General features: G+C 63.6%; 23 protein-coding genes and 1 tRNA gene. 13 read left to right on the forward strand and 11 right to left on the reverse strand.

Annotated features, from left to right (window positions below; translation table 11 throughout):
- Positions 1–7 precede the first annotated feature (7 nt).
- From A9974_RS27630 to A9974_RS27640, 3 genes are all read right to left on the reverse strand, one after another.
- Positions 8–2,620 carry a fimbria/pilus outer membrane usher protein gene (locus A9974_RS27630; protein WP_255468346.1) on the reverse strand — a complete coding sequence of 871 codons (2,613 nt, stop codon included), beginning with the start codon at positions 2,618–2,620 and terminating at the stop codon, positions 8–10.
- Positions 2,604–3,368, reverse strand: a complete 765-nt coding sequence (locus A9974_RS27635; protein ID WP_183007357.1) for a molecular chaperone — start codon at positions 3,366–3,368, stop codon at positions 2,604–2,606. Before A9974_RS27635 ends, A9974_RS27630 begins: the two co-directional genes overlap by 17 nt.
- Before the next feature lie 130 nt (positions 3,369–3,498).
- Positions 3,499–4,047: a fimbrial protein gene (locus A9974_RS27640; protein WP_183007358.1), complete on the reverse strand. Its 549-nt coding sequence runs from the start codon at positions 4,045–4,047 to the stop codon at positions 3,499–3,501.
- A gap of 399 nt (positions 4,048–4,446) precedes the next feature.
- Between A9974_RS27640 and A9974_RS29700 the strand changes: the two genes are divergently transcribed.
- Positions 4,447–5,103 carry a response regulator transcription factor gene (locus A9974_RS29700; protein WP_183007359.1) on the forward strand — a complete coding sequence of 219 codons (657 nt, stop codon included), beginning with the start codon at positions 4,447–4,449 and terminating at the stop codon, positions 5,101–5,103.
- A gap of 169 nt (positions 5,104–5,272) precedes the next feature.
- On the opposite strand, the gene A9974_RS27650 is transcribed toward A9974_RS29700, so the two are convergent.
- From A9974_RS27650 to A9974_RS27660, 3 genes are all read right to left on the reverse strand, one after another.
- Positions 5,273–5,734, reverse strand: coding sequence for a GyrI-like domain-containing protein (locus A9974_RS27650; RefSeq protein ID WP_183007360.1), 462 nt, complete (start codon positions 5,732–5,734; stop codon positions 5,273–5,275).
- Positions 5,735–6,059: 325 nt separating this feature from the next.
- Positions 6,060–7,100 carry a hypothetical protein gene (locus A9974_RS27655; protein WP_183007361.1) on the reverse strand — a complete coding sequence of 347 codons (1,041 nt, stop codon included), beginning with the start codon at positions 7,098–7,100 and terminating at the stop codon, positions 6,060–6,062.
- A gap of 1,076 nt (positions 7,101–8,176) precedes the next feature.
- Positions 8,177–8,734 carry a terminase small subunit gene (locus A9974_RS27660; RefSeq protein WP_183007362.1) on the reverse strand — a complete coding sequence of 186 codons (558 nt, stop codon included), beginning with the start codon at positions 8,732–8,734 and terminating at the stop codon, positions 8,177–8,179.
- A gap of 69 nt (positions 8,735–8,803) precedes the next feature.
- On the opposite strand from A9974_RS27660, the gene A9974_RS27665 reads away from it, so the two are divergent.
- Together A9974_RS27665 and A9974_RS27670 are read left to right on the forward strand one after the other, a co-directional pair.
- The gene (locus A9974_RS27665) at positions 8,804–9,370 is read left to right on the forward strand and encodes a hypothetical protein (RefSeq protein WP_183007363.1); all 567 of its coding nucleotides are present in this window, start codon (positions 8,804–8,806) and stop codon (positions 9,368–9,370) included.
- A gap of 332 nt (positions 9,371–9,702) precedes the next feature.
- Positions 9,703–10,137 carry a hypothetical protein gene (locus A9974_RS27670; protein WP_183007364.1) on the forward strand — a complete coding sequence of 145 codons (435 nt, stop codon included), beginning with the start codon at positions 9,703–9,705 and terminating at the stop codon, positions 10,135–10,137.
- Positions 10,138–10,468: 331 nt separating this feature from the next.
- On the opposite strand, the gene A9974_RS27675 is transcribed toward A9974_RS27670, so the two are convergent.
- Positions 10,469–10,615, reverse strand: coding sequence for a hypothetical protein (locus A9974_RS27675; protein WP_183007365.1), 147 nt, complete (start codon positions 10,613–10,615; stop codon positions 10,469–10,471).
- A 94-nt stretch (positions 10,616–10,709) separates the two neighbouring features.
- Between A9974_RS27675 and A9974_RS27680 the strand changes: the two genes are divergently transcribed.
- The 3 genes from A9974_RS27680 to A9974_RS27685 are packed head-to-tail and all read left to right on the forward strand — an operon-like array spanning position 10,710 to position 12,281.
- Positions 10,710–11,006: a hypothetical protein gene (locus A9974_RS27680; protein WP_183007366.1), complete on the forward strand. Its 297-nt coding sequence runs from the start codon at positions 10,710–10,712 to the stop codon at positions 11,004–11,006.
- A gap of 49 nt (positions 11,007–11,055) precedes the next feature.
- Entirely contained in the window at positions 11,056–11,229 is a 174-nt protein-coding gene (locus tag A9974_RS29705; RefSeq protein WP_220806146.1) for a DUF4224 domain-containing protein, read from the forward strand.
- The gene (locus A9974_RS27685) at positions 11,226–12,281 is read left to right on the forward strand and encodes a tyrosine-type recombinase/integrase (protein ID WP_183007367.1); all 1,056 of its coding nucleotides are present in this window, start codon (positions 11,226–11,228) and stop codon (positions 12,279–12,281) included. Before A9974_RS29705 ends, A9974_RS27685 begins: the two co-directional genes overlap by 4 nt.
- 91 nt (positions 12,282–12,372) lie before the next feature.
- On the opposite strand, the gene A9974_RS27690 is transcribed toward A9974_RS27685, so the two are convergent.
- Positions 12,373–12,448, reverse strand: a tRNA-His gene (locus A9974_RS27690).
- A gap of 219 nt (positions 12,449–12,667) precedes the next feature.
- On the opposite strand from A9974_RS27690, the gene A9974_RS27695 reads away from it, so the two are divergent.
- Positions 12,668–14,125 carry a phosphatidylserine/phosphatidylglycerophosphate/cardiolipin synthase family protein gene (locus A9974_RS27695; RefSeq protein ID WP_183007368.1) on the forward strand — a complete coding sequence of 486 codons (1,458 nt, stop codon included), beginning with the start codon at positions 12,668–12,670 and terminating at the stop codon, positions 14,123–14,125.
- Positions 14,126–14,221: 96 nt separating this feature from the next.
- Here A9974_RS27695 and A9974_RS27700 read toward each other — a convergent pair whose 3' ends face one another.
- Positions 14,222–14,650, reverse strand: a complete 429-nt coding sequence (locus A9974_RS27700; RefSeq protein ID WP_183007369.1) for a PaaI family thioesterase — start codon at positions 14,648–14,650, stop codon at positions 14,222–14,224.
- 172 nt (positions 14,651–14,822) lie between these two features.
- On the opposite strand from A9974_RS27700, the gene A9974_RS27705 reads away from it, so the two are divergent.
- The 3 genes from A9974_RS27705 (at position 14,823) to A9974_RS27715 (ending at position 17,557) form a co-directional block, all read left to right on the forward strand.
- Positions 14,823–15,725: a helix-turn-helix domain-containing protein gene (locus tag A9974_RS27705; protein ID WP_183007370.1), complete on the forward strand. Its 903-nt coding sequence runs from the start codon at positions 14,823–14,825 to the stop codon at positions 15,723–15,725.
- A gap of 154 nt (positions 15,726–15,879) precedes the next feature.
- A complete protein-coding gene (locus A9974_RS27710; protein WP_220806147.1) occupies positions 15,880–16,587 on the forward strand; it encodes a fumarylacetoacetate hydrolase family protein in 708 nt (235 codons plus the stop codon).
- A gap of 97 nt (positions 16,588–16,684) precedes the next feature.
- Positions 16,685–17,557 (forward strand): NAD(P)-dependent oxidoreductase, encoded by an 873-nt coding sequence (locus A9974_RS27715; protein WP_183007371.1) that lies wholly within the window; start codon positions 16,685–16,687, stop codon positions 17,555–17,557.
- Between the two features lie 95 nt (positions 17,558–17,652).
- Here the strand turns inward: A9974_RS27715 and A9974_RS27720 are convergent, their stop codons facing one another.
- On the reverse strand, positions 17,653–18,924 hold the full coding sequence (locus tag A9974_RS27720) for an MFS transporter (protein ID WP_183007372.1): 1,272 nt from the start codon (positions 18,922–18,924) through the stop codon (positions 17,653–17,655).
- A gap of 289 nt (positions 18,925–19,213) precedes the next feature.
- Here A9974_RS27720 and A9974_RS27725 point away from each other — a divergent pair, with 289 nt between their 5' ends.
- From A9974_RS27725 to A9974_RS27735, 3 genes are all read left to right on the forward strand, one after another.
- Positions 19,214–19,732 (forward strand): sigma-70 family RNA polymerase sigma factor, encoded by a 519-nt coding sequence (locus tag A9974_RS27725; RefSeq protein ID WP_183007373.1) that lies wholly within the window; start codon positions 19,214–19,216, stop codon positions 19,730–19,732.
- Positions 19,729–20,733 (forward strand): FecR domain-containing protein, encoded by a 1,005-nt coding sequence (locus A9974_RS27730; protein ID WP_183007374.1) that lies wholly within the window; start codon positions 19,729–19,731, stop codon positions 20,731–20,733. The genes A9974_RS27725 and A9974_RS27730 overlap by 4 nt, the downstream gene beginning before the upstream one ends.
- A 78-nt stretch (positions 20,734–20,811) precedes the next feature.
- Positions 20,812–23,220, forward strand: a complete 2,409-nt coding sequence (locus tag A9974_RS27735) for a TonB-dependent siderophore receptor (protein WP_183007375.1) — start codon at positions 20,812–20,814, stop codon at positions 23,218–23,220.
- 83 nt (positions 23,221–23,303) lie between these two features.
- Here A9974_RS27735 and A9974_RS27740 read toward each other — a convergent pair whose 3' ends face one another.
- Positions 23,304–25,691 (reverse strand): TonB-dependent siderophore receptor, encoded by a 2,388-nt coding sequence (locus tag A9974_RS27740; RefSeq protein WP_255468347.1) that lies wholly within the window; start codon positions 25,689–25,691, stop codon positions 23,304–23,306.
- Between the last annotated feature and the right edge of the window lie 129 nt (positions 25,692–25,820).

The raw sequence follows: 25,820 nt of genomic DNA on the forward strand, positions 1-25,820 counted from the left end.
ACGAGAATTAGTCAATCCTGTTGGCGCACGTCGCCTCGGCGCGCTGGAATTGCGCGTTTTCATCGATGGGCTTGTGCAACACATACCGCGCATCGCAACGCATCCCCTCGGCCTCGCCCCACCGGATGCGGATCAATCCCTGCTCCTTGGCACCCGAGATGAACGCCTGCCCGTCGTTACCGACCACGCCGACCTCCTTGCCGTCGTCATCGCTGATGAGGGATCCGAACGGCGGCACCTCGCCCCGCGCATCGCGGATATTGAGCATGACGCGATAGCCGACCGTGGTCTGGTAGGCGGCCAGCACCACCGCGCCACGGGTCGGGATCACCTCGACCGCCGCGTTGGCAACGTCCACATTGCTGCCCAGATCCTCCGTGCGCAGCGCCAGGCGGTTGATGCGATAAGGCTGGACATAGGGCACCACCGTTCGGCCGGCAACATCGGTGCGCACGCCTGTATACCCCTCGACCCCGACGCCATTGGCGGCGGGCGCGTCGACCAGCGCCACGGTCTCGCCCAGGGACTGCGACAGGGTCACGCCGCGGTCATGCAGCAACACGCCCCCCTGCATGCCGACCGTGGTCTGCCCATAGCCGTTGCCCTGCGACCGGCCGAGATCAAACTGCGCCATCTGGCCCAGATAGCTCGCCGATGCGCTGGTGTTCGAGCCCCTGCCTTGATTGGACTGCCCCGCCGTGAGGGAATAGGCAAGGCGGCTGTCATCGAAGGCCGAGCCGAAGACCGAAACCTGATTGTTGGTGCGCCCGCCGGACTCGGTGGTCAGGTTGTATTGCGCGGAGGCCTTGGACGATCCGAGCGGAATCTGCAGCGTCAGCATGAACTGCCGATTCGAGGGCATGCCGCCCATCTGCGTGTAGTTGAAATACGCACCGACCGCCAACTGCCTGTAAGCCGTGTTGTAGCCCAGCTGCAGGGTTCTTTCCGGCGCGCCGCCCTGCCAATAGGTTTCATTGCGGGCCGTCACATAGGCGTAGCCCAGCCCGCCCAGTTGCTGGCTGATCTGGCCTTCGATGCGGCTGCGGCGGCCCTGGCGCTGCATGGGGTAGCGCTGGCCGTCCTCGCTGAATCCGCCTGGCTCGGCAGCTTCGGCAAAGGTACGGAACCCCTCGGTGGAATAGCGATAACCGAGAATCCGAAAATCCGTGCCAATCGGGACGAACGACTTTGCGTACAACATGCGCAACGACTGTCCGCTGCGCCAGAGATTGTCCTGCGCCCTGCTGCGCGCATGCGTGGCATCGACGGACACAGCGCCAAAATCGCCGAGATTCTTGCCCACGCCCGCCAGCGCCGATTGGTAGACGTCCGCGCCGATCGCCCCGCCATACAGCGAAAAGCCCTGCGGCATGCCGCGGGCCACGGTGACTTGCGCGAAAATCGGCTGGCTGGCGCGTGTGTAGCCCGAACGGTACTTGCCGGACGTGGCGCTGTAGCGCCATACGCCTTCACGCAGCAGCGTGGGCACCGCCGAGAACGGCTGTATGAACCGCGTCTCCCGGCCATTCGCCTCGGTCACGACCACTTCCAGATCGCCGCTGGTCGCCGTGGGATAAAGATCGTCGATCGCGAACGGGCCCGGCGCCACGTATTTGGTATAGACGATGTAGCCATTCTGGCGAACAGTGACCTTGGCATTCGATTGCGCGATGCCGCGGATGACCGGCGCATAGCCCTGCAGGCTGTCTGGCAGCATCTGCTCGTCCGAGGCCACCTGGATGCCACGGAATTGAATGCCGTCAAACAGATTGCTGGGCGTCGTGCCATCGCCCAGCAGCACACGCCCCCGGATGGCGCTGACGTCCCGCTGCGCGTAGGTTTCGATCGCGCGCCAGGTGGACGCGCCGGACAGATCGCGGTTGTAGGTCGAGAAATGGCGCACCCGCCAGGCATCGAGATTCACCCCGCCCCGGAGCGAGCCAAAATACGTATTTCCCGCTGGAGCACCCGACGAATAGCCGCCGCGGGTATTCGCATAGTTCAATTGATAATTCAGAAGCGCCGCGTTGATGCCGTTGTCCCACCGGTCCATCGACACGCTGCCCCGCGCCACATTGATCATCGCCGCCTGGGGAATGCTGACAGACAACCGCTGGCTCGCGGCCTCGTAGGCGACCGTTGAATCCGGTATGACTGTCTCAAGATTGATGCAGTCTCCTTCAGCCGCGGCAACGACGGCCGGAAACGCGGCGCCATTGACCTTCCAGGCAGTCAATTGCTGCCGGGTCACGCAGGGCGCCGCATCCCCATCGCCCGCCTCGGCAAACCGGATTTCCTCCTGCCCGACGAAAGCCTGATTGACGAACACATCCACCCGGTAAATACCGGGCACGACCCGGTTGCCTTTGCTGAACAACGACAGATCCGCTGGCGCGGTGCCATTGATCTCCAGAAATCCGGGATTGAACTGCACGTCGCCGGCATCGGCCGCGGACGACGCCAATTCGGCAGCGCACGCGGACGCGCTCCAGGCGACCGTCAGGGGCAACAGCGTGCAGCTCAGCCATGTGCCGGCCAGGCCAGATCGATTCCGGCCCGGCGGGCACGGCGAATGAACAGAATGCACAGCCATATTCATCCGCTCAACGTTGAGGCGCATCCGCCGCCGATTCGTCGGCGACGAGACGGCCATCCGCATCAAGCAGCAGCGACATCTTTGGGGTCACCGCCCCGAAATCGTTGATCGTCGTATAGGTGACGCGTGTGGCGCCATTGCGCGGCGCGCTCTTCACCGCAAGCGTGACCGACTGCTTGGGCGCGATCATGTCGGGCTTCAGTTCCTCCCGATCCGCGCCGGACCCGACATCCAGCGTAGCCAGGGTCACGTGATAGACCGTGGGGTTGTCGATCTTGAGCGCCATGCGCCGTCCGTCGCCATCCGGCACGAACGACCAGGTCAACTGCGCCGGCGCGCGGTCTGCCTGACCGGGCAGGCCGGACGGCCGGTAGAACAGCTTGATGCGAGTCCGCATGGCGATCTGCAGCGTGTTCTCTCCCGCGCTCTTGGGCGGAATTTCCTTTACGTTCAACCAATAGACGGACTCTTGATCCTGGCGCACTTCGCCCGCAAGCAGGACGCGCAGGATGTTTTCTTTGCCGGGGTCCAGGCGAGACAACGGCGGCGTGACGAAAAACGGGGTCTTGTTATTGCCTTCTCCCGCATCGACCCAGGTTTGAACCACATAGGGCGTCTTGCCGTCGTTCTTGATGGAAACAGACGCTTGCTGCTTCGCTTCCTCGAATATCACGCGCGTCCCGCCCACCATGACCGCAGCCGATGCCGCATTGACCAATGCCACAAGCAGGCACCCTGCAGCGCAAACCAACCGGAGGCGAGCGTGATTCATAGGGGTTCCATTCCAAATAAACAGGCGATAGCTATCCAGCCGCGCACCGGAATGCGCGGTCAATGACCATCTGGGGAGTCGGCCGGCGAAGCGCCGGCCGCATGAGGACTTGGCGCGAAGCGCGCCGGACTTAGTTGTAGGCGACCGTGAACTGCGCGGTGGCGTTGGCGGTACCCGCGGTCACGGCCGAGCCGCCAGCCGCCGGGTTCTCGGCCGTTTGAATGTAGGCCGCCTGGAACTGCAGCTGGTTATCACCCCGGAGCACGGCGTAGTTACCCGAATCGGCCCCCACCTGAATGGCCGTGCCTGACGAATCCTGCAACTGGATCGCAATGCCTCGGGCGACCGACGAGATCACTTCGCCCGCGCCGATGCGCAGATTGCCGTCGGCATCGGCAATGCCGTCAAAGCGAACGTTCGCCGTTCTGTCGGCGCTGCAACGCAGCAGATCGATCGTGAACTTCGACGCCGCGGTCGTCGATCCCTGGGCGGTGAAGGAATCGGTGTTCCAACTGCCCATATTGACCGTCATGTTCTGGCTGGCCGGGGAAATGGCGCAAGGCGAGGTATTCACCAAACCCTGGAAGCTGATGTTGCCATCCGCAGCCAACGCCGTGCCGGCGGCAAATGCGCCACTCACGGAAACCGCAACAATCAGGAGTTTCTTGATGTTTTTCATGATTGGATAATCTCGCTTAAAGTAGACCAAGGAAACACTGAAAAAACCGGTCCGCCTGGCACAAGAACCGTCGCCGGATCAATGGCGCTAGCGAGGTATTTTCAGCACTGACTAACGCCTGCCCCTGCTTTTTTCCAAGGGCTTACCGGCAGCGAAAATATAAATCCATCATGCTCGACCGCGACGTAAGAGAAATCCGAAAAAAAATGGCGCGACGCGCCCTACCGTCTGCGAAAGGCGTTTAAACGCGATATGCCGCACCGCTCGGCACATAGCGGGAAGTGCCTCGCCGAAGTAACAACCATTAGGAATATTCCGAAAAATCCTGGATTTTCTTCAAATATCCCATCCCGCACTCCATCATGAGCGTCATCGTGACCATCCTCTCGGACATGCGCTGTGAAACACGACGTCGTTATTGCAGATGACCATCCTATTATCCGTGCCGGCATCGAGCTGGCGATTCGTCAGATTCCATACTGCCGTTTGACTGCGCAGGCCTCGCACGGCAAGGAGTTGATCGACCTTCTGGCCGCGCACAAATGTGACGTTCTGATCGCTGATTACTCCATGCCGCACGAATCATCGCCGGACGGCTTGGCACTGATCGATTTCGTGAGGCGACGCTACCCGCAGACCCGGATAATTATTCTCACGATGGTGGATAACCCCCTGCTCATCCATCGGATATATGAACTTCGCGTCGCGGCGTTGTTGAGCAAGATGGACTCTTTCGAACACATCGAGAACGCCATGCATGCGCTGGGCGGCGAGACGCCCTATTGCTCGCCGATCGTGCAATCGATTCTGAAGACGTATCGGAAGGGCCGCGGGGATCATCCGCCGCTCGAACGGCTGTCGCCCCGGGAATTGGAAGTACTGAGACTGTGCGCCTCGGGACTACCGGTGGGAAAAGTCGCCGAACAGCTCCGGCGCAGCATCAAGACAATCAGCTCGCAGAAAATCGCGGCCATGAAAAAACTCGGCATCAAGAACGATGCAGATCTTTACTGCGCCATCTTCGAACACAAACTGCTCAAGAACATCGCTATCTGACGATCTCTGCTGCCCGGTCAGCCACGAGTGCGACGGGGCTAGTCGCTATCGCGCGGCATCGTTCGCGCCGTGTTCGATCTTCGTGCCACTGGGGATCACAGGCGGTATCGAATCGGCACCCATGCCCGAGCAATCAAGCCCAACTCGAATCGCCTGTCCCGTGACGGCTTTACTTCAAGAGCATGAATAGGCGGGCGCGCAAGGGTTCCGGCCGGGCGCGCGGATCATACAGATACTGCTCAAACAGCGGGAACGCTGCCGGCTCCCTGCCGCTGGCCGGCAACCACTCGGCGAACAGCCACTGATACGCCTTGATGACCCCGGCCGCGGGCCCCGCGTAGTCCAGAATCGCATACTGCCCCGCGGGAATCTCAAAGCGCTGGAGCTTGCCCCCCAGATAGGCGCCTGGCGCCACGGATACACCTGCCAGGGAACGCAGCTTGGCAACCGGCACTTTTTCAGGATCGTCAAAGTAGACGCCATAGCCCTGGGCATTCTTGCCGGCCAGGCCCCGTTCGGTGGCCAGCGTCAGGGCGCGTTCGAATACAGGGCCGATTTCGTGATAGCAGCCATGATGAAGCAGTACGGCAAGGCTGGTTCCGGAGAAAGAGTCAATGGTGATGGGATACAAGCGTTGCTCCTGAAGACGAGAGCCCGACCGGGCTGGGAGGCTTCTCCAGGAGCAATCTACGGGGCGCGTCTCTCAAAGCACCATTGGAAAATTCTGATTTTTGAGCCAGAGGCATCGCGCCCCGGCCCGGCGGGCGTGGATCCGGGACGGCAACGTTGGTCGTGCCTGGTCAGGTGATCCGGTAATCCCCCTGCAAAAACGATGATCGCTAAAAATGAGGAGATTACCTTGGATGTTCAATCGCGTCCCCTATAGACGAAAAAATCCCGCCGAAGCGGGTTAATAAATGATCAAATCGGCAGCGTCGATTAAGACGCTCGCCTGTCTACTCTTGCTCTTTTTGCTCGGGGTCCGGCATATCGTCGATGATCGCCTGCTTCACCTGCCCCCCCTTCGTACTGACAATGACTTGCAGGTACACCATAGTCTGCTCTTGGACCGCCTTCCAAAATTTCTCCCGTTGCTCAGCCGACAGTGGCCCTCCTTCAGAGAGGTCGACAATTGCCGAAAGTTCACCACTTTTGTTGCTGAGGGAGAAACGAGCCATGTCAGCACCAGGCGGCCGACGATGCCCTGTGACTAAGAACCAGTCACGAACCACATCACGTTCCGTGGATTCGCGAGCGGATCGCGCTTTGATTTCCTTGACGGCATCCTGATCGAAGCTCACTACACCCAACGAAGCCGCTATCACGTTTGGAGACGCCTTCACCGCTTGCTTCGTTCCTTCAGCCGTTGCATGCTTGAATGCAGCAACCTCCGGCAACTTGCTCACGACGTTATCCACGATTTCAGCAACCTGCCCTAGGCGCGCCGTTTCACCTTGACTGCGCAGTTCTTCCACGCGGATCTGCCCATCAATTTCCAGCCGCTTTACCTTGGCGTCGTAGTGAGCCGCCCCGATCTTAGTCGCCGCATACCCGAGTGCCAGCACCACGGCGATTCCGAGGATTGCGACAAGCTTGTAGGTGTCATCCATGTTGCTCAGCCCCTCGCCTAGTTTTGTCAAGAAGCCTGAGATACCAGCTTCAAACTCGCTGCTACCTTCATTGACGTGGAAAACAAGATTAAAGTTCTCGAGATCTTCCTTGGATAGCTTACGCAAATCGTCAGTCTTGTACAGAGCAGCAGCAACCGCCCTATATATTTCTTCTTGGAATCCCCACAACCCTCGTGCAAACGCTCCCGGCACGGTGCGATGGAAATCCGGTCCTTCTATGCGAAGCTCGACAGACCTCAAGTCACCCGCGAAGACGATCTGCTTCGGAAACTCAAACTGCTGACCCAACTGCACCTGGGCCAGAATCTCCTGAATCTCCTCAAGGGTCGAGATAGTCAGTATGCCATTCTGCCCGAGTTCAGCCATTCATCTTCTCCTAAGGAATGCGCAGAATCATACTGTATCCAAGTGTCACGACCAAAACCGAGCTTCGAAGAATAGAAGAGCCAACTACTTTTTTCCCGTAAGAGCTTATATGTTCAACATGGACGAAAAAAATGCCCGCCGAAGCGGGCTAACACTGTGCACCTTGTCACACTAGGCTCAATTCCTGGTGCTTGTCGCCGGAGCAGCCCGGTGGCGGGATGTCCTCCGACACCCATTCCCCGTTCTTCACGCTGTAGTGCTTACCGTCCTAAATGCTGCTTGGAGGAGCCTTGTCGCTCGCCCCTCCCTGGATGAGATATACCCCGGGCTTCAGAGGCGATTCATCAAGAGTGACGGGGTCGACCAGAAATCCCATGGAGTCCTACTGCGAAACGATCTTTCCCATTTCATCCCCGATCAGTATTTGATGCACGCCAGCAGCGCGACGTTGCGCGGGAGAGGTTCAGCACCAAAGTTGGCAGGGTTTGCGCCGGAACCGGAAATCCCCTGAGTGTTTTGGGCATTGCCGGACGAGCTCACCACATATTGCTGATTACCGGTGGTGGTCCCGCTAGCAAGATACCGTGAGCGTGGCTGTGGTTCTGGAGCTGGTCAGTCTGATTCGACCCGAATGCGCGACGGGGGGCGGTGCCTTTCCCACTTTCCCATCATCCCAGCCGCGTACGAACTCCCCTCGCAGATTCGGAAGAACGATATAGGCCCCAGTGGTGCTGCGGGTCGTTGCAGGATTGGCTGCATCCGTGCAGCGATACCCGAATGAGGCCGTAGCATGGAGAGCGTTGCCGCAATAAATGTTTGTTGCCAACGCCGCATAAGTGGCTACAGACACAGCCGCGCCGTTGGCCTGAGCGAGGTCGCGGGAGCGGTGGTCATCGCGAGTGATGTATCGCCCCCGGGAGTGCCTGCGACACTACCGACTGCACAAATACGGTGGTCGCAAGCTGGGTGGTGTTCGTCCCAGTTGCGGCGGTGGGCGCGGCAGGGGGACCCCGTTAACTGAGGAGAGTTCAGAATTGCAATTCCTGTCCAATTCGCCGATGGCCTAGAGTCTGGATTTACCGTACTGTTACCAATTGGATCGTCGTGGGCATTGTCGGGACAGGTCCACCGTCCGGGCCGGAGTGTTCCCCCCGATCCTTGAACATTTCAAGGTGGCGCCCTATATCGACCAGCGCGCCCTTCTTGTCAAGCAGCTTAACCTTTAGCCCTTCGCGGCCTTCGGATATCGCGGAGATCGCCGCGGCGGTGTTGTCGTCGATATCGTCCGCGCTCACCAGTGCCAGGCCGTGACAGGGCTCGGTCACTTCACCCTCATGGTCGCCGGCTTCCGTGACTCGCAGTTCCGTCTTGCCCCTGCGGACGACCTTGTGGATATCACTGAAACCGATCATTGCCAGCTCGCGCAGGACCATGTCCTGAGTGATCTCGGTACGCTCGGCACGCGCCGCCAGGGCTTCCTGAACCGCCGCGGCGATTTCAAGTTTCTTCAAGTTTTGCTCGCCGATCTGGCCAGCAGTTTTCTGGCTACACCTGGCCCTTATCGACGCTTGTGTGGCATTGAAATCAACCAGGTACTCACCCACGAAACGACGCTGTTTGTGTGTCAGCGGCATTATCTATATATTCCATTCAGTAACAAAATAGATCTTTCCAATTCCACCTTGAGCAGCGAGGCAATACCAATGACCATCAATAAGCAAGATCTAATGACTGTGTGCCTTTGCGGGGATGCGGACGGCAGGCGCGTCAGCGCTGGCCCGAGCATGGGCCGTTTTAATGGCTCCGGCACGGTCTATCTTTTGACCCCCGTAATTGACGTGAATCATGAAGAACCACGGGCGTTCTACGTCGATAAAACTGCTCCCCCCACAAAATGGGAACCTCTAGCAAAAGAGCGCTGGGCCGACGGAGTCGAATGCCGACGGCTATATGGCGCCCCCACCCCGGCAGGGCATATCGCCGAAATTAGGGAGCTCGCGGCGAGGCTGTATGGCACGAACATGCGAATCAACCTTCTTCGTCTAGCGGCTGGCTCAGCCGCCATCGTTGAAACGAATATGCGAATCCAGGAGCTTGCCACGCTGCAACAAAACATCCTTGCGCTAGGCGCAACGCTTTCCTCGCGCGACGGCTTCGAGGGCGGAGATCTGCCGATCGTTAAAATCATCCACGAAAACTATAAGGTGGAAGAGATTAACTACAATTTCGGCAGGCTCTGGAATGAGCGCATGTCCAATGGGGATTGCTGAACGCTGCACTCCATACGGCTCAACCTTGTCACAAACGCGCTGTCGAATGTCCCTTTCCCACAAACTCGGACTCACAACGAATGCCATACGACCCAGCATCTATTAGCACATCTGACTTTGCAGCATTGAAGGATGATGATTTCATATGGATACATTTGCATGCTCGCCCCACGACGCACTGCCGATCTCACGCAATTCTGTCGACTCTAGGCGTTGCACTTTCAGAGTCTTGGTCGGCAAAGGCGAACAACCACACTAGCGTCTTTCTGCCCCTATTAGGCTTATTTGCAGCTCTCGACCAAATCGGAAGCACTTATGCCGATTCGGCAAAGATGCACACCGAAAACCCAGCGTGGTCTGGCATTAAAAAGGCTCTTCACCACTTTAGCCACATACCGGGCGACAGCGACGAATGCAAGGCGCTGTATGGCCTACGGAACGCGCTCGTTCACAATGGGAGCATTGCAACCCGAGGACGGCTAGATAGCGCCGGCAATGCTCAAGGCCCCTTTCATCGCTTCTCATTCGAGACCCGCGGCGCTGGGGGAAGCGTCGTTGAGTTTCCCCCCACACCATGGGACGGCGCCTGGGGGAAGGCCCCTTATACCGTCCTCAACAAGGATCGCTTTTACGATTTAGTGGAAGAGGTTGTTCGTAATGTAAAAGGCTTATTTATCAACGGCGGGCTTCAGGTCAGAATCACCTCCGATGAATTGGTTGACTCATTCATCATGACTTTGCCTCACCCGCCCAAACCAAGGACTTAGATCGCCTCACTAGCTCAGCGCCAATCGGCATTGATTTTTAGAGCGCAAGAACCCGCACTTATAGTCCCGCTTCTTGTCCCGCTTTTGTGGCCGTCATGTCCCGGAAGCGGGACACAGAGTACTCTGCCGACGCGCCAGACACCTCTGCCGGCTGAGTTACCGCGATGGTTCCCGCGGTGATCAGCGCATCCAGCACGCGCTTCACCGCCTTCCGGGCTGCTTCTCGCTCTACCACAGTGAGAGGCTGGCCCCGTGTGGCATGCCGTACCAACTACCCTGAACGAGCGCGCCGGATACGCCTCCATCAAGTCCAACACTTCGTGCGCGTACTTCACGCGAACCTCCTTTCAACCTGGTTGCAGAAAAGGCCCAGGTACAGCTTGTATTCGTTCTCGGTCATGCGCTCGAAGCCCAGCATAGGCTTGTCCGTGCCGTTAGTCAGCACCTGCTTGGCGTTGCCCGCATTGCCGATCAGCATAGGCGCCTGGGACTTGAATCCATTCTGACTGTTCTAAGCCTCGGCGATCCCGACAAGCGTGCGCGGGACCCACCCGCATTTCGGCCCTAAGCCCGTGGACGTCTTCGTCCTGAACGTCGAGCCGCTTCCCGGCGAGCACTGGAGACCCAGCAACGGCACCGTGGGCTACTCGTTCGTCACCGAAATCTGCGGCACCTACGCCCGGGACCAGGATGATAACTGCCCTATCTTGGTCAGGTCATTCCACGGCGAGGCCGTTGAATGGCGCAGCACGGCCAGCGGCCCAATTTGCGTGGCCTACTCGCCTGCCGGAGAGTCCATCCCGAGGCAGCAGTGCGCGCACACTATGGCGCTGCCGCTGGGCGCCGACACCGACAAGAAGGAGAGATAGATGGCTTCCCCCTACCTCACGCCAGATGAGACCAAGGCGCTGACCGGCTATGCCACGCGCCGCAGCCTGCCGCTGGCTGGAACGAAACGGCTCGCCCTTCGCCCGTGCTGCCGGCGACGGCTGGCCGCGCATCCTGCGCGAGTACCATGATGCCCGTCTGTCGGGCGAGGAAAAGCGTCGGCCAAAGGGTGGCGCCGAGCCAAATTGGAGATGCGCGGCATGATTGCCAGGCGAACTAAGAACCTGAAACTGGGCCTGCTGCCCCGCATGGACGCTCGGCCCCGTGCAAAAGGCGGTTGGACGTTCCGCTACTACACCTATGATCGGAAGTACATCAACCTAGGCCATGACCGGGCAGAGGCGATCAAGCGCGTGCTGGAAATGGAGCGCCGCGCGCCGGACACAGGAACCGTGGGCGAGCTGATCCGGGAATACATGGCCAGCGGCGGCTTCAAGAACTACCTGGCCCCCAAGACGCAGGACGACTACATCACGGCGAGCAAGCAGGTGCTGGAGCGATTCGCCGCTATGCAGGTTGATGACGTCAAACCGCCCCACATCGCGCGATATCTACGCGTGGAGCGCGCTGCGGCGCCGGTGCGGGCAAACCGTGAAATGGCGTTCCTGGCATCGGCCTTCCAATTTGGGATTGAGCAGGGGTATGCCACGACCAATCCCTGCCGACAGGTGCGCCGGAACAAGGAGCGCCCGCGCTCGCGCTGCCCGTCCTGGGAAGAGATCGAATCCTTCTGCGCCACCGCGGCCAAGAAGGGCCCGTCGTCGCACGTCATTGGCTTGATGGCCAAGTTCATCGCGCTCACCGGGCGCCGCCGCGTGGAGTTTCTGGAGCTGCGCAAGACCGACATGGGTACGGCCGGCATTTCGGTGGGCTTTGCCAAGGCCAAGGCGGGCGATGCATTGCGCCGGGGGCTGATCGAGTGGACGCCAGCGCTGCGTCAGTTGTTTGCCGAGCTCGCCCAGCTGGATCGCCGCGCACGCGACGGGAAATCGGCGATCCCTGAATCGATGTTCGTGTTTACCAACCGCGATGGGCAGCCATACACGGAGCAGGGTTTCAAAGCCCTGTGGTCGAAGATCATGGCCGATTGGGTCAAGGTTCCAGGCCGGGAGCGATTCACCTTCCACGACCTGCGCGCCTACTACGTGACGGTGCTGGTGGGCCGCGACGAGAATCCGGAAACCCATGCAAATCCGGCCACCACCAGGCGGGTGTACGACCGCCGGCGCGTGGTCAAGATCAAAGGCAGCGCCTGACGCATGCCACCATTGTCGGATCTTGCCACCATTCGGGAATGAAAAAAGGCACTCCGCTTTCGCGTAAGTGCCTGTTTTCATACTGAATTCTTGGGGTGGCTGATGGGGCTCGAACCCACGACAACTGGAATCACAATCCAGGACTCTACCAACTGAGCTACAGCCACCACTGGTTTTCTTTGCCACTGAAATAAAGCGTCTGGCTTTGTGTTCAGCAGCGAAGAGGCCGAATTCTAGCACGTTTTTTTCGCGTGTGTAAAACCCCCGGTGCCGAACCCGTCACAATTCCAGTTGCCCCCGGGATGCACCGCGCTGCCGCCTTGCTATCCTTGCGCCTTGGAACACGCTTTGGATCCCTTTTTGGAGGCCCGCCCCGCGCCGCAGCTATGGATCGCCTACACGAATTATTGATCGCTTATTGGCCGCACATGGTGTTCGGCATCAGCTTGGTGGCTGGCGCCGGCGCGGCCGTGCATGCGGCCATGACCAAGCAGGACGTGCGGTCGGCCATCGGCTGGGTCGGGCTGGCGCTGTTTTCGCCGCTGTTCGGGGCGCTGGCCTACTTCGTGGCGGGGATCAACCGGATCCGCAAGACGCGGCTGTCGCAGCAACGCGACGAGGCCATGCTGGTGGACGCGGCGCAGGTGGAAACGCCGAGCGTGGACGTCGCGCCGATCTCGGGGCCGCAGTTCGCATCGCTGAAGGTACTGGGCGACCGGGTCAGCCGTTTCCGGCTGCTGGGCGGCAATACGGTGCAGCCGCTGGCGGGCGGCGACGAGGCCTATCCCGCCATGCTGCAGGCGATACGCGGCGCCCGCCATGCGGTGGCGATGCAAAGCTATATCTTCGACAACGACGCGATCGGCCGCGAAATGGGTCAGGCGCTGATCGAGGCGCAGGCGCGCGGCGTGCAGGTGCGGGTGCTGATCGATGCGATCGGCTCCAAGTATTCGCACCCGCCGATCGTGCGGATGCTTGCTCGTGGCGGGGTACCGGTGGCGCGCTTCATGACCAATCCGCTGGGCGTGCTGCGCATGCCCTACGCCAATCTGCGCAGCCACCGCAAGGTGCTGGTGGTGGACGGGCGCATCGGATTCACGGGCGGCATGAACGTGCGGGCGGCGTTTGTCACGGCGCTGGCGGGCGCGGCGACCAACGTGGATACGCACTTCCGGGTGGAAGGCCCGATCGTGACGCAGCTGATGTCGGTGTTCGCGCACGACTGGAATTTCACGACCCACGAATCGCTGCCAGCCGCCCCCTGGTTCGATCCCAGCGCCCAGCCGCCACACGGCAATGTGCCCATGCGCTGCGTGCCCTCAGGCCCCGACCGGGCCATGGGCAGCGCCCACAGCATCCTGCTGGGCGCGCTGGCGGTGGCGCAGCGGCATGTGCGGATCCAGTCGCCCTACTTCCTGCCCGACCAGCCGCTGATCGGCGCGCTGGCCACGGCGGCGCGGCGCGGGGTGGTGGTGGATATCGTGATTCCCGGCAAGAACAACCTGCGGCTGGTGGACTACGCCATGACGGCGCAGCTGGACCAGGTGGTGCGCACGGGGTGCCGGGTGTGGCGATCCAGCGGCGCGTTCGACCATTCCAAGCTGATGACGGTGGACGACGGCTGGGCCTACGTCGGCTCGTCCAACCTGGACCCGCGCAGCCTGCGGCTGAATTTCGAACTGGATACGGAAATCTACGACCCGGCGGTGGCGCGCTGGATCGGCGCGAAGATCGACGCGCTGGTGGGCAAGGCGCGCCGCGTGACACTGGAAGATCTGCAGCAGGCGCCGTTCGCCAAGCGCCTGCGCAACAAGGTGATCTGGCTGGCTACGCCTTATCTGTAGGCGGCCGGTGCACGGACCGCTGGCGCGGCCGCCGCGCGGGAAGACACCTGCACCGCCTGCCTGCTGGCTTGGCCAGTCTGCGCTGCCTTCCCCCGATCAACCGTCCGACGTCGGCGTGGCCGCTTGCCGCACCGCGAAGACCGCGCTGGCCTTGAGCACCAGCCGGTCATCCACCTGCAGCCGGCAGGTGGCGTAGATCAGGCGCTTGCCGCGTTTGTCGATGGTGACGTGCGCTTCGAGCCAGTCGCCGGGCATGACGGCGTTCAGGTATTCCACCGACATCTGCGCGGTGACGACCGAGGCCTGGCACCGGTGCGCAATGACAAATCCCAAGGCGCTGTCGGCCAGCGTGGCCAGGAAGCCGCCGTGGGCCATGCCGTGCATGTTGCCGTGGACCTGGCCCACGCGCAGGGCCAGCACGTCGTCGGCCTCGCGCCGGTAAAAGCCGCTCAGGTCCGCCAGGTGTTGCATGAAGGCGCTGCTGGGGCGCCAGGGCGCAAAGCCGGAGGGAATGGAATCTGTCATGGCAAAAAGGGGAAATCCGCTGCGGAATCTGCAACGGTAGCGCAATCCGGCCGCCGCGGCCGGGCGCGGGGTCCGGACGGCCGGTGACCGGACAATATCGCTCCTGGCTGGCGCGGCCGTCGCGCCGGCGCTACATTCTCGCCATGCAACCGCCCGACTTTCCGCTCCCCGCATGAACCCCATCAAGACCTACGGCATGGCCGAGCGTGCGGATTATTTCGATTTCGATATCCGCGCGCAGCAGGTGCGCGAGCCGCTGGAGCAGCCGCACCGCCACGAGTACTTCCAGATCCAGGTAAACCTGGACGGCGATACCCGCCAGACCATCAGCGGCACGGTGCGGCCGTTCAAGCGCGGCTGCCTGAGCTTCGTGCTGCCGTACCGGGTGCACCTGGTGCCGCATCCGCCGGGCGCGCGCTACGTGATCATCAACTTCGCGCAGCGCTTCCTGTGGCCGGAACTGACCGTGGACCCGCTGGACCTGGAAGAGGTGCCGGTGTCGCAGGCCCCGGCGCTGGCGCCCTTCCTGTTCCAGGAATACCTGGATTTCGAGCTGGACGAAGAGGCTTTCGCCCAGGTGCGGGACCTGATCGAGCGCCTGACCGAAGAGAACCAGCGGCGCGGCTTCGGCTCGTTGACGACGATCCGCGGGCTGACGCTGCAACTGATCGGCCTGGTGTGCGGGCGCCATGAGGCGGACCTGCTGCATATGGCACGCCACCACGCGGGCAGCAGCCGGCGCGGCAGCGTCAAGCGGGTGCTGGCGCATATCGGCGCGCACATCACCGAAAACCTGACGCTGAACGACGCAGCCGCGGCGGCGTTCCTGTCGCCCAATTACCTGGCACACCTGCTGAAGAAGGAAACGGGCAAGACCTTCACCGAGCTGGTGGCCGAGCGCCGCATGGCGCTGGCCCGCGACCTGCTGGCCCATTCAGCGCGCAAGGTGAGCCAGGTGGCGCATGCGGCGGGTTTCGCGGACGAGGCGTATTTCTCGCGGCGCTTTCGCCAGCTGGAAGGCATCAGCCCGACCGAATACCGCGAACGGCTGCGCGCGGGCGGCACCGAGGGTTGAACGCCGCCAGTCCGCGCGACGGCGGCCTGCCTGAAGGCCGGGCCCTCCGTCCCGATACGCGGAATCGTCCAGGGATTGCGTAATCGCCTCCAGTAGAAGCGCGCGCTGCCGCCATAAGCTGGCGGCAACCCTCGCAACGATCAGGAGACCCGCGATGAGCCAACCCGTACAAACCCCGTTCACCGTCGCCCAGACCACGGTGCCGATCGCCGGCAGCGCGCAGCGCTTTCCGGTGCGCCGCATTTACTGCATCGGCCGCAATTACGCGGCCCATGCCATCGAGATGGGCTCGGACCCGACCCGCGAGCCGCCGTTTTTCTTCCAGAAGCCCACGGACGCCATCCAGGTGGTGCCGCCGGACGGCGTGACGGACCATCCCTACCCGCCGCTGACCAGCAACTACCACTACGAGGTGGAGCTGGTGGCGGCGCTGTCCAAGGGCGGCCGCGATATTTCGCCCGAGCAGGCGCTGGACTGCGTTTACGGCTATGCGCTGGGCCTGGACATGACGCGGCGCGACCTGCAACGCGGCATGGGCGATCAGAAAAAGCCCTGGGAAATCGGCAAGAGCTTCGACCACGCCGCGCCGATCGGCCCGATCCATCCGGTGGCCCAGACCGGCCACTACAAGGAAGGCGAGATCTGGCTGTCGGTCAACGGTGAACGCAAGCAACAGGCGACGCTGAGCCACATGATCTGGTCGGTGGCCGAGCAGATTTCGCGGCTGTCGCAGGCCTTCGAGCTGTTCCCCGGCGACCTGATCTATTCGGGCACGCCCGAGAACGTGGGACCGGTGGTGCGCGGCGACGTGATCCGCGCGCACGTGGACGGCTTGCCGGAACTGAGCATCCGCATCGTCTGACGCGCAGGGGCGCGGACGGCCCGTGGGCCGTCCCGCATCTGAGAGTAAGATTTACGCCATAACAAACGAAACGCCCGCGAGGCAGGAGCAGTGGAAGATGGCGAAGATCGGTATGGTTGGCATCGGCCTGATGGGCCATGGCATTGCAAGCAATCTGGTCAAGCATGGTCACGCGTTGACCGTGCTGGAACATCCGGGCAACCAGCCGCTGGATGCCCTGAAGGCGGCTGGCGCCACCAGTTGCGCCGACGGTGCGACGCTGGCGGCGCAGTCGGACGTGATCATCCTGTGCGTCACGGGCAGCCCGCAGGTCGAGGCCGTGCTGTTGTCGCCGGGCGGCGTGCTGGAAGGGCTGCGCCCGGGCACCGTGATCATTGATTGCTCGACGGCGATCCCCTCGTCCACCCTGAAGGTGGCCGAGGCGGTCATCGAGCGCGGCGGCCGTTTCCTGGACGCCCCCATGACCCGCACGCCCAAGGAAGCCGCCGAAGGCCGGCTGAACCTGCTGGTGGGCGGCGACGCCGCGCTGTTCGCGGAGTGCCGGCCGGTCCTGGCCTGCTTTGCCGAGAACATCACCCATGCCGGCCCCATCGGCGCGGGCCACCGAATGAAGCTGCTGCACAACTACGTGTCGCTGGGCGCGATCGCGCTGCTGTCCGAAGCAGCCGCCTGCGCGCTGCGCGCGGACATCGACCCGGCGGTGTTCGCCGAGGTGCTGACCAAGGGCGGCGGCGGCGGCGTGGCGCTGGAGCGCTTGAAGCCCTACCTGCTGGAACAGGACCCGTCGTCGCTGCGCTTTTTCATGTCGAACGCGCAGAAGGACCTGTCCTACTACAACACCATGGCCGCCGAGACGGGCGCGGTGCGCGAGATCGGCGCCGCGGTGCTGCACACCTACGACCAGGCCGTGAACCAGGGCGGCGGTGACCGCTATGTGCCCGAGCTGGTGTCCCTGCTGAAAGACCGCTGAGGCCGCGACGGCGGGCCCGGGTGCAAACCTGGGTCAGGAACGCGACCGGTGCGCCGGGCCGGATGTGCCTGGCGCTCACCTGAAACGCCGCGCCCCTACGACCGGCTCGCCGCCATTGCCGGCACGGCGCGCAATGCGCCGCGCCGCGGCAGCTGCATCGAAATGATGGCCGCCAGCAGCAACAAGGCGCCGGCCGCGCCGAACGCCACCCAGTGCGTGTGGAACCGTTCGAAGGCCCAGCCACCCAGCCACGAGCTGATCATGCCGCCGACCTGGTGGCCCAGGTACGTCAAGCCATACAGCACGCCCACCAGCCGCACGCCATAGACGTCAGCCAGGATGGCGGACGACAGCGCGATGCTGCCGGCCCAGACGATGCCGCCGATGGTGGCGGCCGCGTACAGTTCCCAATGCGCGCCCACCATGACCAGCGCGAAGAATCCCAGCCCGCGCACCAGGTAGATGGTGGCCAGGATGTTGCGCCGCTCGACCTGGTCGGACATGCGGCCCAGCACTAGCGTGCTGAAGATAGCGACCAGGCCGATCAGGCCGATGCCGAGCGAACTGGTGGTGGCGTCAAAGCCGTGGTCCATCAGCATGGGCATGCCGTGGGTGCCCAGCAGGTTCATGCTGAAGCCACAGGCGAACAGGCCCAGCGCCACCTGCCAGAACGGCAGCGTGCGCACGGCGTCCTTGACCCGGGTGTCCGGCGCCTTGGCGGCGGCCTTGCCCGAGGATTTTTTATCGACGATCTGGTGCGGCAAGAGATCGGTGTGCTCCGGCGCCGTGTCGCGCATGACGAACAGTGCCACGGGCACGGTCAGCAGCGCGAACAGCACCGCAAAGCCCAGCAGGGTTTCCCGCCAGCCCACGGCCGAGATCGCGAAGGTCAGCGTGGGCGTCATCAGGGCGATGCCCGCCATGGAGCCGGTGGACAGGAAGAACAGCGCCATGCCGCGCTGGCGGGTGAACCAGCGGCTGATCACGGGAGTCAGCGCGACGGGGCTGGTGAAGGCCAGGCCGATCGAGAGCGCCACGCCGAAGGCCAGCAGGAATTCGATGGGACCGCGCGCGAAGACGGTCCAGATGGACGAGGCCACCACGATGGCGGCGCCGGTCAGCAATACGAAGCGGGTGCCGCGCGTGCTGACCAGGTAGCCGGCCAGCGGCATGCCCAGGCCGTAGCACAACATGCCGACCGCGACGATGCCCGACAGCAGGCTGCGCGAAAACCCCAGGCCGTCGGCCATGGGCAGGAAAAACGGCCCGATACCCATGCGCAGGCCCACCGTCAGCAGGGTGAGCACCGTGGCGGCGCCCACGATGTTCCAGCCGAAATACCAGCGGCCTGGTGCTTGCTTGTCCACTTGCCTCGCTCCTTGATGTCTTTTTATTGGTGATTTCCTGCCGTCGCCCGGGACGCTTCAAGAGTCAGACACCACAAGGGATGCGCGTAAACAGAAGCCGGCCGCCGGACGCGCCATATTACTCCCGGCTATATGAGGCGGACGTGGCGGGCGCAAGAACCTGTCCGGTGACCGGTCGCCCGGGCTACCGTTCGCAATTTCCGGCGGAGCAAATATAATTGATAGCTATTTTCATTACCGAACCGCTGCCCTGGCGGCTTTCTCCCTTTCCGCCTCTTGCGCGTTTTCGATGCCCACGGCCGCGTCCCGCCCCGATCCCGACCTGCATGCCTGGTATGTCGACCACGGCGGCTGGCTGCTGGCCTGGCTGAAGAAAAAGCTGGGCTGCCCGCATAACGCCGCCGATCTGGCCCACGACACCTTTGCGCGCATCCTGGCCTCGCGCGATACGCTGGCCGCAGTCAACGAGCCGCGCGCCTATCTGTCGGTCACGGCCAGCCGGCTGATCATCGACCAGGCGCGGCGCCGCGAGGTCGAAGCCGCCTACCTGGCCGAACTGAGCCTGGCGCTGCGCGACCAACCCGGCGCGCCGTCGCCGGAACAGATCCTGATGACCTCGCAGGCGCTGGCGCAGATCAGCGCCATCCTGGACGGGCTGGCCGAGCGCCCGCGCCAGGCCTTCCTGCTGCACTACCTGGATGGCGACACGCATGCGCAGATCGCCGCCAGGCTGGGCGTGTCCGACCGCATGGTGCGCAAGTACCTGATCGCGGCGCTGGTGCACTGCCACGAACAGGTGCAGGCATGAGCGCGGCCGGCGCGCCGTCGATTGCGCACGAGGCCGCCCAATGGCTGCTGCGCCTGACCGAGGATGGCGCCAGCCCGGCCGAACGCGCGCAATTGCGCGCCGGCTTTGACGCCTGGAAACGCGAGAACCCGCAACACGAGGCCGCCGCGCTGCGGATGGAGTCGGTGCTGGCGCAACTGGGCGCGCTGCGCGACGACGCGCAGGGGCAGACGCTGCCGCTGCATGCGGGCATTGCGGCCGGCTGGGCCGCGGGCCGGCGGCGCCGGCTGCGGCGCGCCGCGGCCGCTCTGGCGCTGGCGGGCGTGCTGGCCGCGCCGCTGGCGGTGTTCCTGCATTTCTATCCGTCGTCCTACCTGCTAGCCGACATGCGCAGCGGCGCCGGTCAATGGCAGACGCACGTGCTGTCCGACCAGAGCCGCGTGACGCTGGAGCCGGGCACCGCGCTCAATCTGCATTTCGACCCGCAACGCCGCGATGTGGAGCTGGTGCGCGGCGACATCCTGGTCGAGGTGGCCAAGGACGCGGCGCGGCCCTTCACGGTGCGCACCGCCGAAGGCACGGTGCGCGCGCTGGGCACCCGCTTCGTCGTGCATGCCGAAGACGGCGTCACGGTGCTGACCATGCTGGAATCAACAGTGCTGGCCACGCCGCGCGCCGGCGCCGCGCGCGAGGTGACGGCCGGCCAGGCCGTGCGCATCACCGCGCAGGGCGTGGGCGAGCCGGCCGCCGTGGACGCGGCGGCGATGGAAGACGCCTGGAAATACCGCCGCCTGGTGGTGCAAGACCAGCCGCTGGCCGACGTGCTGGACACGCTGGCGCGCTACCGGCCCGGCGTGATGCGCATCGACCGCGATGCGCTGGCCGGCCTGAAGGTCAACGCCGTGCTGCCCCTGGGCGACCCCGAGCGCGCGTTGCAGCTACTGGCCAGCAGTTTCCCGATCCGGGTGCGCACGCTGACCCCGTGGGTGGTCATGATCGACCGGACGCAGGCGCCGCGTTGATTATTTTGCTGGAACGGTTCCGCTTTTTTCGCGTGGCGCGTCATAGCAATCAGGACACTCACGCACACGGAACCCGCTATGCCCTTGCCGACCCTGACCCTACGCCTCACCCCGCTGGCGCTTTGCCTGACGCTGGCCGCGCTGGGCGCCGCCACCGCCCTGCCAGCCCAGGCCCAGCAGCAAACCGGCGGCGCGCTGCTATACGACATCCCCGCCGGCCCGCTTGCGCCGGCGCTGAACCGCTACGCCCAGCAGGCGGGTGTGGCCATTTCGGTGGACGCCAGCCGCATCCAGGGCTTGAGCACGCCGGGGCTGCGCGGCCGCTACCAGGTGGACGAAGGCTTTCGCGCCTTGCTGGCCGGCAGCGGTTTCGCCGCGACCCGCAGCGCGGGCGGCTATGTGCTGACCCCGCTGCCGCAACCCGGCGCCACGACGCTGCCGGCGGTGCGTGTCAGCGGCCAGGGCGTACCCGGCGCGCTTGATCCCACCGCGGGTCTGCTGGCCTCGACCAGCTCCAGCGCCACCAAGACCGACACGGCCTTGATCGAGACGCCGCAGTCGGTGTCGGTGATCACCCGCGAACAGCTGGACGAACAGAAGCCGCGCAGCGTGTCCGAGGCGCTGCGCTACACGCCGGGCGCCTTCACCGGCCTGGTGGGCGCCGCCGACCGCTACGACTACGTGGCGCTGCGCGGTTTTATCGAGAACAGCACCGACAACACCATTTACGATGGCCTGAAGCTGCTGAGCGATTCGGGCACGTTCAGCTCGATCCAGATCGACCCCTACTTCGTCGAGCGCATCGACGTGTTCCGCGGCCCGTCATCGGTGCTGTTCGGCCGCAGCGCGCCCGGCGGCCTGGTGCAGCTGACCAGCAAGCGGCCCCTGTTCGAGCCGTACCGCTCGGTGGAGGTGTCGTACGGCACCCAGGGCCAGAAAAGCGCGGGCTTCGACCTGGCCGGGCCGGTGGACGACAACGGCAAGGTCGCCTACCGCGTGACCGGCCTGGGCCGCTCGACCGACACGCAGTTCGACAACACCCGCGAGGAACGCTACGCGATCGCGCCGCAGGTGATGTTCAAGTTCACCCCCGACACCAGCCTGCTGCTGCAGGCCTATCTGCAACGCGACCCCAGCGGCGGCTTCCATAGCGGCGTGCCGGCCGACGCCAGCATCACCAACGACCACGCAGGCCAGCGGATCTCGCGCCACTTCGTGGATTCGGATCCTGACGACAACCAGTTCAAGCGCAACGAACGCATCTTCGGCTATCAGTTCGACCACCGCTTCAACGACCGCTGGACCTTCCGCCAGAATGCCCGCTACGTATCGTCGGACGTGCGGCTCAAACAGGTCTACGGCTATGGCTGGGCCAATGGCACCGAGCTGACGCGCTATTACTCCGGCGCCCGCGAAACGCTCAGCGCGTTCGCCATCGACAACCAGTTGCAGGGCCAGTTCGAGACGGGCGCGGTCAAGCACACGCTGCTGCTGGGCATGGACTACCAGCACCGCCACGCCGACGGCCGCTGGGATTCGGGTTCGGCGTCGAACCTGGATGCGTTCAATCCCGACTACGCCAACGGCGACGTACAGATCACCAGCCGCACCTTCTTTGACCGCAAGCTGGAGCAGACCGGCTTCTACCTGCAGGACCAACTGGCCTACGACCGCTGGCGCCTGACGCTCAGCGGCCGCCAGGACGAGGTGCGCACCACGGATTCCAGCCGCACGGGCGCCTATCTATCGGACAAGAACTGGAACGGCTCGAAGTTCACCAAGCGCGGTGGCCTGGTCTATCTGTTCGACAACGGCATCTCGCCCTACGTCAGCTACAGCGAGTCGTTCAACCCCAACGCCTATGTGGACCGCCAGGGCAATCTGCTGCCGCCGACCCAGAGCAAGCAATATGAAGTGGGCGTGAAATATCAGCAGCCCGGCACCGAGAACATGGTGACGCTGGCCGCCTTCGACCTGACGCAGGACAACGTGGCCAACCGCGTGCTGGCCCAGACCTACTACACGGCCGCGGGCAAGGTGCGGTCGCGCGGGATCGAACTGGAGGGCAAGGCGCGCCTGACCGACAACCTGACGATGTTGGCCGCCTACACCTTCACCGACATGAGCTACCGCGAGTCGGCCGAGGGCCTGGCCGGCAAGACGCCGTACCAGGCGCCGCGCCACATGGCCTCGCTGTGGGGCGACTACCAGTTCGACAACGGCCTGGGCGTGGGCGCCGGCGTGCGCTACGTGGGCACCAGCTGGGCCGACAACGCCAACACGCTGAAGGTGCCGGCCTACACGTTGCTGGACATGTCGGTGCGCTACGACCTGGGCCGCCTGTCGTCGTCGCTCAAGGGCATGAGCGTACGGGTCGCGGCCAACAACCTGCTGGACAAGACCTACGTGGCGTCGTGCGCCAGCCTGAACTACTGCTACTACGGCGAAGAGCGCAATGTCGTGGCGACGCTGAAGTACGAGTTCTGAGGCGCGGGTTCTACAGCAGGTCTCCCGGCCGAAGCGCACCCTTGCGCCGCCGCACGGCCCGCGGCGCAAGGCTCTCTGCGCGGCTACCAGCGGTAGCGCGCCGTCATCATCACCGTGCGCTCGGCGCCGCGGTAGCACTCGCCCATGTAGCAGATCGAGTAATAGTCGCGGTTGAACAGGTTGGTGGCGTTCAGCGCCAGGCGCCACGGTCCGGTCTCGTAGTGCACCACGGCATCGACCAAGGCCACGCCGGGCTCGCTGGACGTGTTGTGCTCGTCATTCTGGCGGCGGCCGGTATAGCGCACCCCGGCGCCCGCGCCCAGGCCTTGGGCCAGCGTGTAGTCCAGCCACAAGGCCGCGGTGTGCTTGGGCACGCCCATCGGGATCTTGCCGACTTCTTGCGGATCGCCGCTGCTGCGCACCTTCATGTCCAGATAGGTATAGGACGCGGCAACGTTCAGGCCGCGCACCAATTCGCCCTTGGCTTCGAGCTCGATGCCGCGGGCACGCTGCTTGCCGGTCTGGCGCTGTTCGTCGGTAATGGGGTTATAGCTGACGATGTTGGTCTTGTTCAGGTCGAACACGGCCAGGGTGTACAGGCTGCGCGAGCCAGCCGGTTGGTATTTGACGCCCACTTCCACCTGTTTGCCGCGGCTGGGCTTGAATGGATTGTTGTCCGCGTCCACGCCGCTGTTGGGCACGAACGATTCTGAATAGCTGAGGTAGGGTGCCAGGCCGTTGCCGGCCAGGTAGGTCAAACCGGCACGGCCACTGAAGGCGTTGTCCGTTTGCTTTTGGTAGGTATTGTGCAGGCGGTCGTCTGTGGTTGAAGTGACCCGGTCCTGCCGCCCGCCCAGCGTCACGATCCAGTGATCGTCCAGCTTGATCTGATCCTGCAAATACAGGCCGGCCTGGCGGATCGTCTGGCGGTAGTCGGCCAGCGGATTCGTGGGTGTCGCGATCGGCACGCCGTAGATGGGGTTGCGCAGGTCCAGGTCGGGCGCCGGGCCAATGTAGCGGTTCGCCTTGGCGCGCTGTTCGCTCCAGTCGAACCCCATCAGCACGGTGTGCTCGGTACCCCACAGCCGCAGCTTGCCCTGCATCTGGGTATCCACCACCGACTGGCTCAGGGGGTCGTCCCAGGTGCGGGCGACGCGGGAAATGGCGGTCACGTCTTCATTGACCTGGTCGGTCCAGATCACGCGCCGGTCCATCGACAGGTGGCTGTAGCGGAAGTTCTGACGGAAGGTCCAGGCATCGTTGAAACGGTGTTCCAGCAGGTAACCGATCGACGCCTGTTCGCTGCGCATGCGGCTGAAACCGGGGTCACCCATCTTCACGTCGGTCAGCTTGTAGTCTTTGGCGAAATAGTAAGGATCTTCGCCGGTCTTGTTCTTGATGTACTCGGCCAGCAACGTCACCGATGTCGCCGCGCTGGGCTGCCATCGCAGCGAGGGGGCCAGGTACAGCCGTTTGCGATTGATTTTGTCGCCGTTGGGGTATTTGTCCTGGTCATCGCTGTCCAGCCCTACCCCCACCAGGCGGTAGCTGAGTGCATCATCCGGACCGAAGGCGTCGCCCAGATCGAAAGCCAATTGCTTGCGCTCGTAGCTGCCGTACTGCATTTCCACTTCACGGATGCGTTCGCCGGTGGGCCGCTTGCTGATGCGGTTAAGAACGCCGCCGGCGTCTCCTTGGCCGAAGGTCATCGACGACGGGCCACGCAGCACTTCGATGCGCTCCAGGCCGTAAGGCTCGGTGGAGTACCGGGTGACGCCGGTCGGGGTCTGCGCCAGGCCGTCACGGAACGACACGTAATAGGTCGAGAAGCCGCGCAGGTTGATGTATTCCCAGCCACGGTTGTCGGGGCCGTACGTATTGCCGCTTACGCCCGGGGTGTATTGGACGGCGTCCATCACATCCAGTGCGCCGCGTGCCTCCATTTCCTCGCGGCCCACCACCGAAATCGACTGCGGCACTTCCAGGATCGGCGTGTCGGTCTTGGTGGCCGTGGCGGTGCGGCTAGCGGCATAGCCAGGCACGGCGCTGAAGGCGGTTTCACCCGTGACGACTACGGCGGGCAATATGGCGACGCCGGCCGTGGGCGCCTCGCGCAGCACGTAGTTGCCGTCACCGCGATGGCGGGCTTCGAGCCCGCTGCCGGCCAGCAGGTACGCCAGGCCCGCCTCCACGGTGTAGGCGCCCCGGATGCCGGCGGACTGGCGGCCACGGGTCTGGTCGGCGTTGAACGACAGGGTGATGTCGGCCGCGGCGGCGTAACGGCTCAGCGTCACGTCCAGCGGACCGCCAGGGATGTCGTAGCTGCGCGCCGCGGGTACCGTCTGGGCCGATGCGGCGGGCGCCAAGGGACTTGCGGCCGACGCGGCCCAGACGGCGGCGGCGACCAGCACGGGCAATAAGCGCGGCGCGGCCAGGGCGCGCGGCGGCCGAGAAGGTAGACCGGACGTCAAGGAGAATTCGGGATGGGACGCGGGGCGGACAACGGCGGCTAGCGGCTTGCGGGACACGGCGGCTCTCATAGGCAGGACAGGACATGCCGCAAGGTCCAGGCAGGGTTGGCACACCCTGGACCAGGCGGC

Origin of the sequence: Achromobacter sp. UMC71 (assembly GCF_014170305.1) — a bacterium.
Taxonomy (GTDB): Bacteria; Pseudomonadota; Gammaproteobacteria; order Burkholderiales; family Burkholderiaceae_B; genus Achromobacter.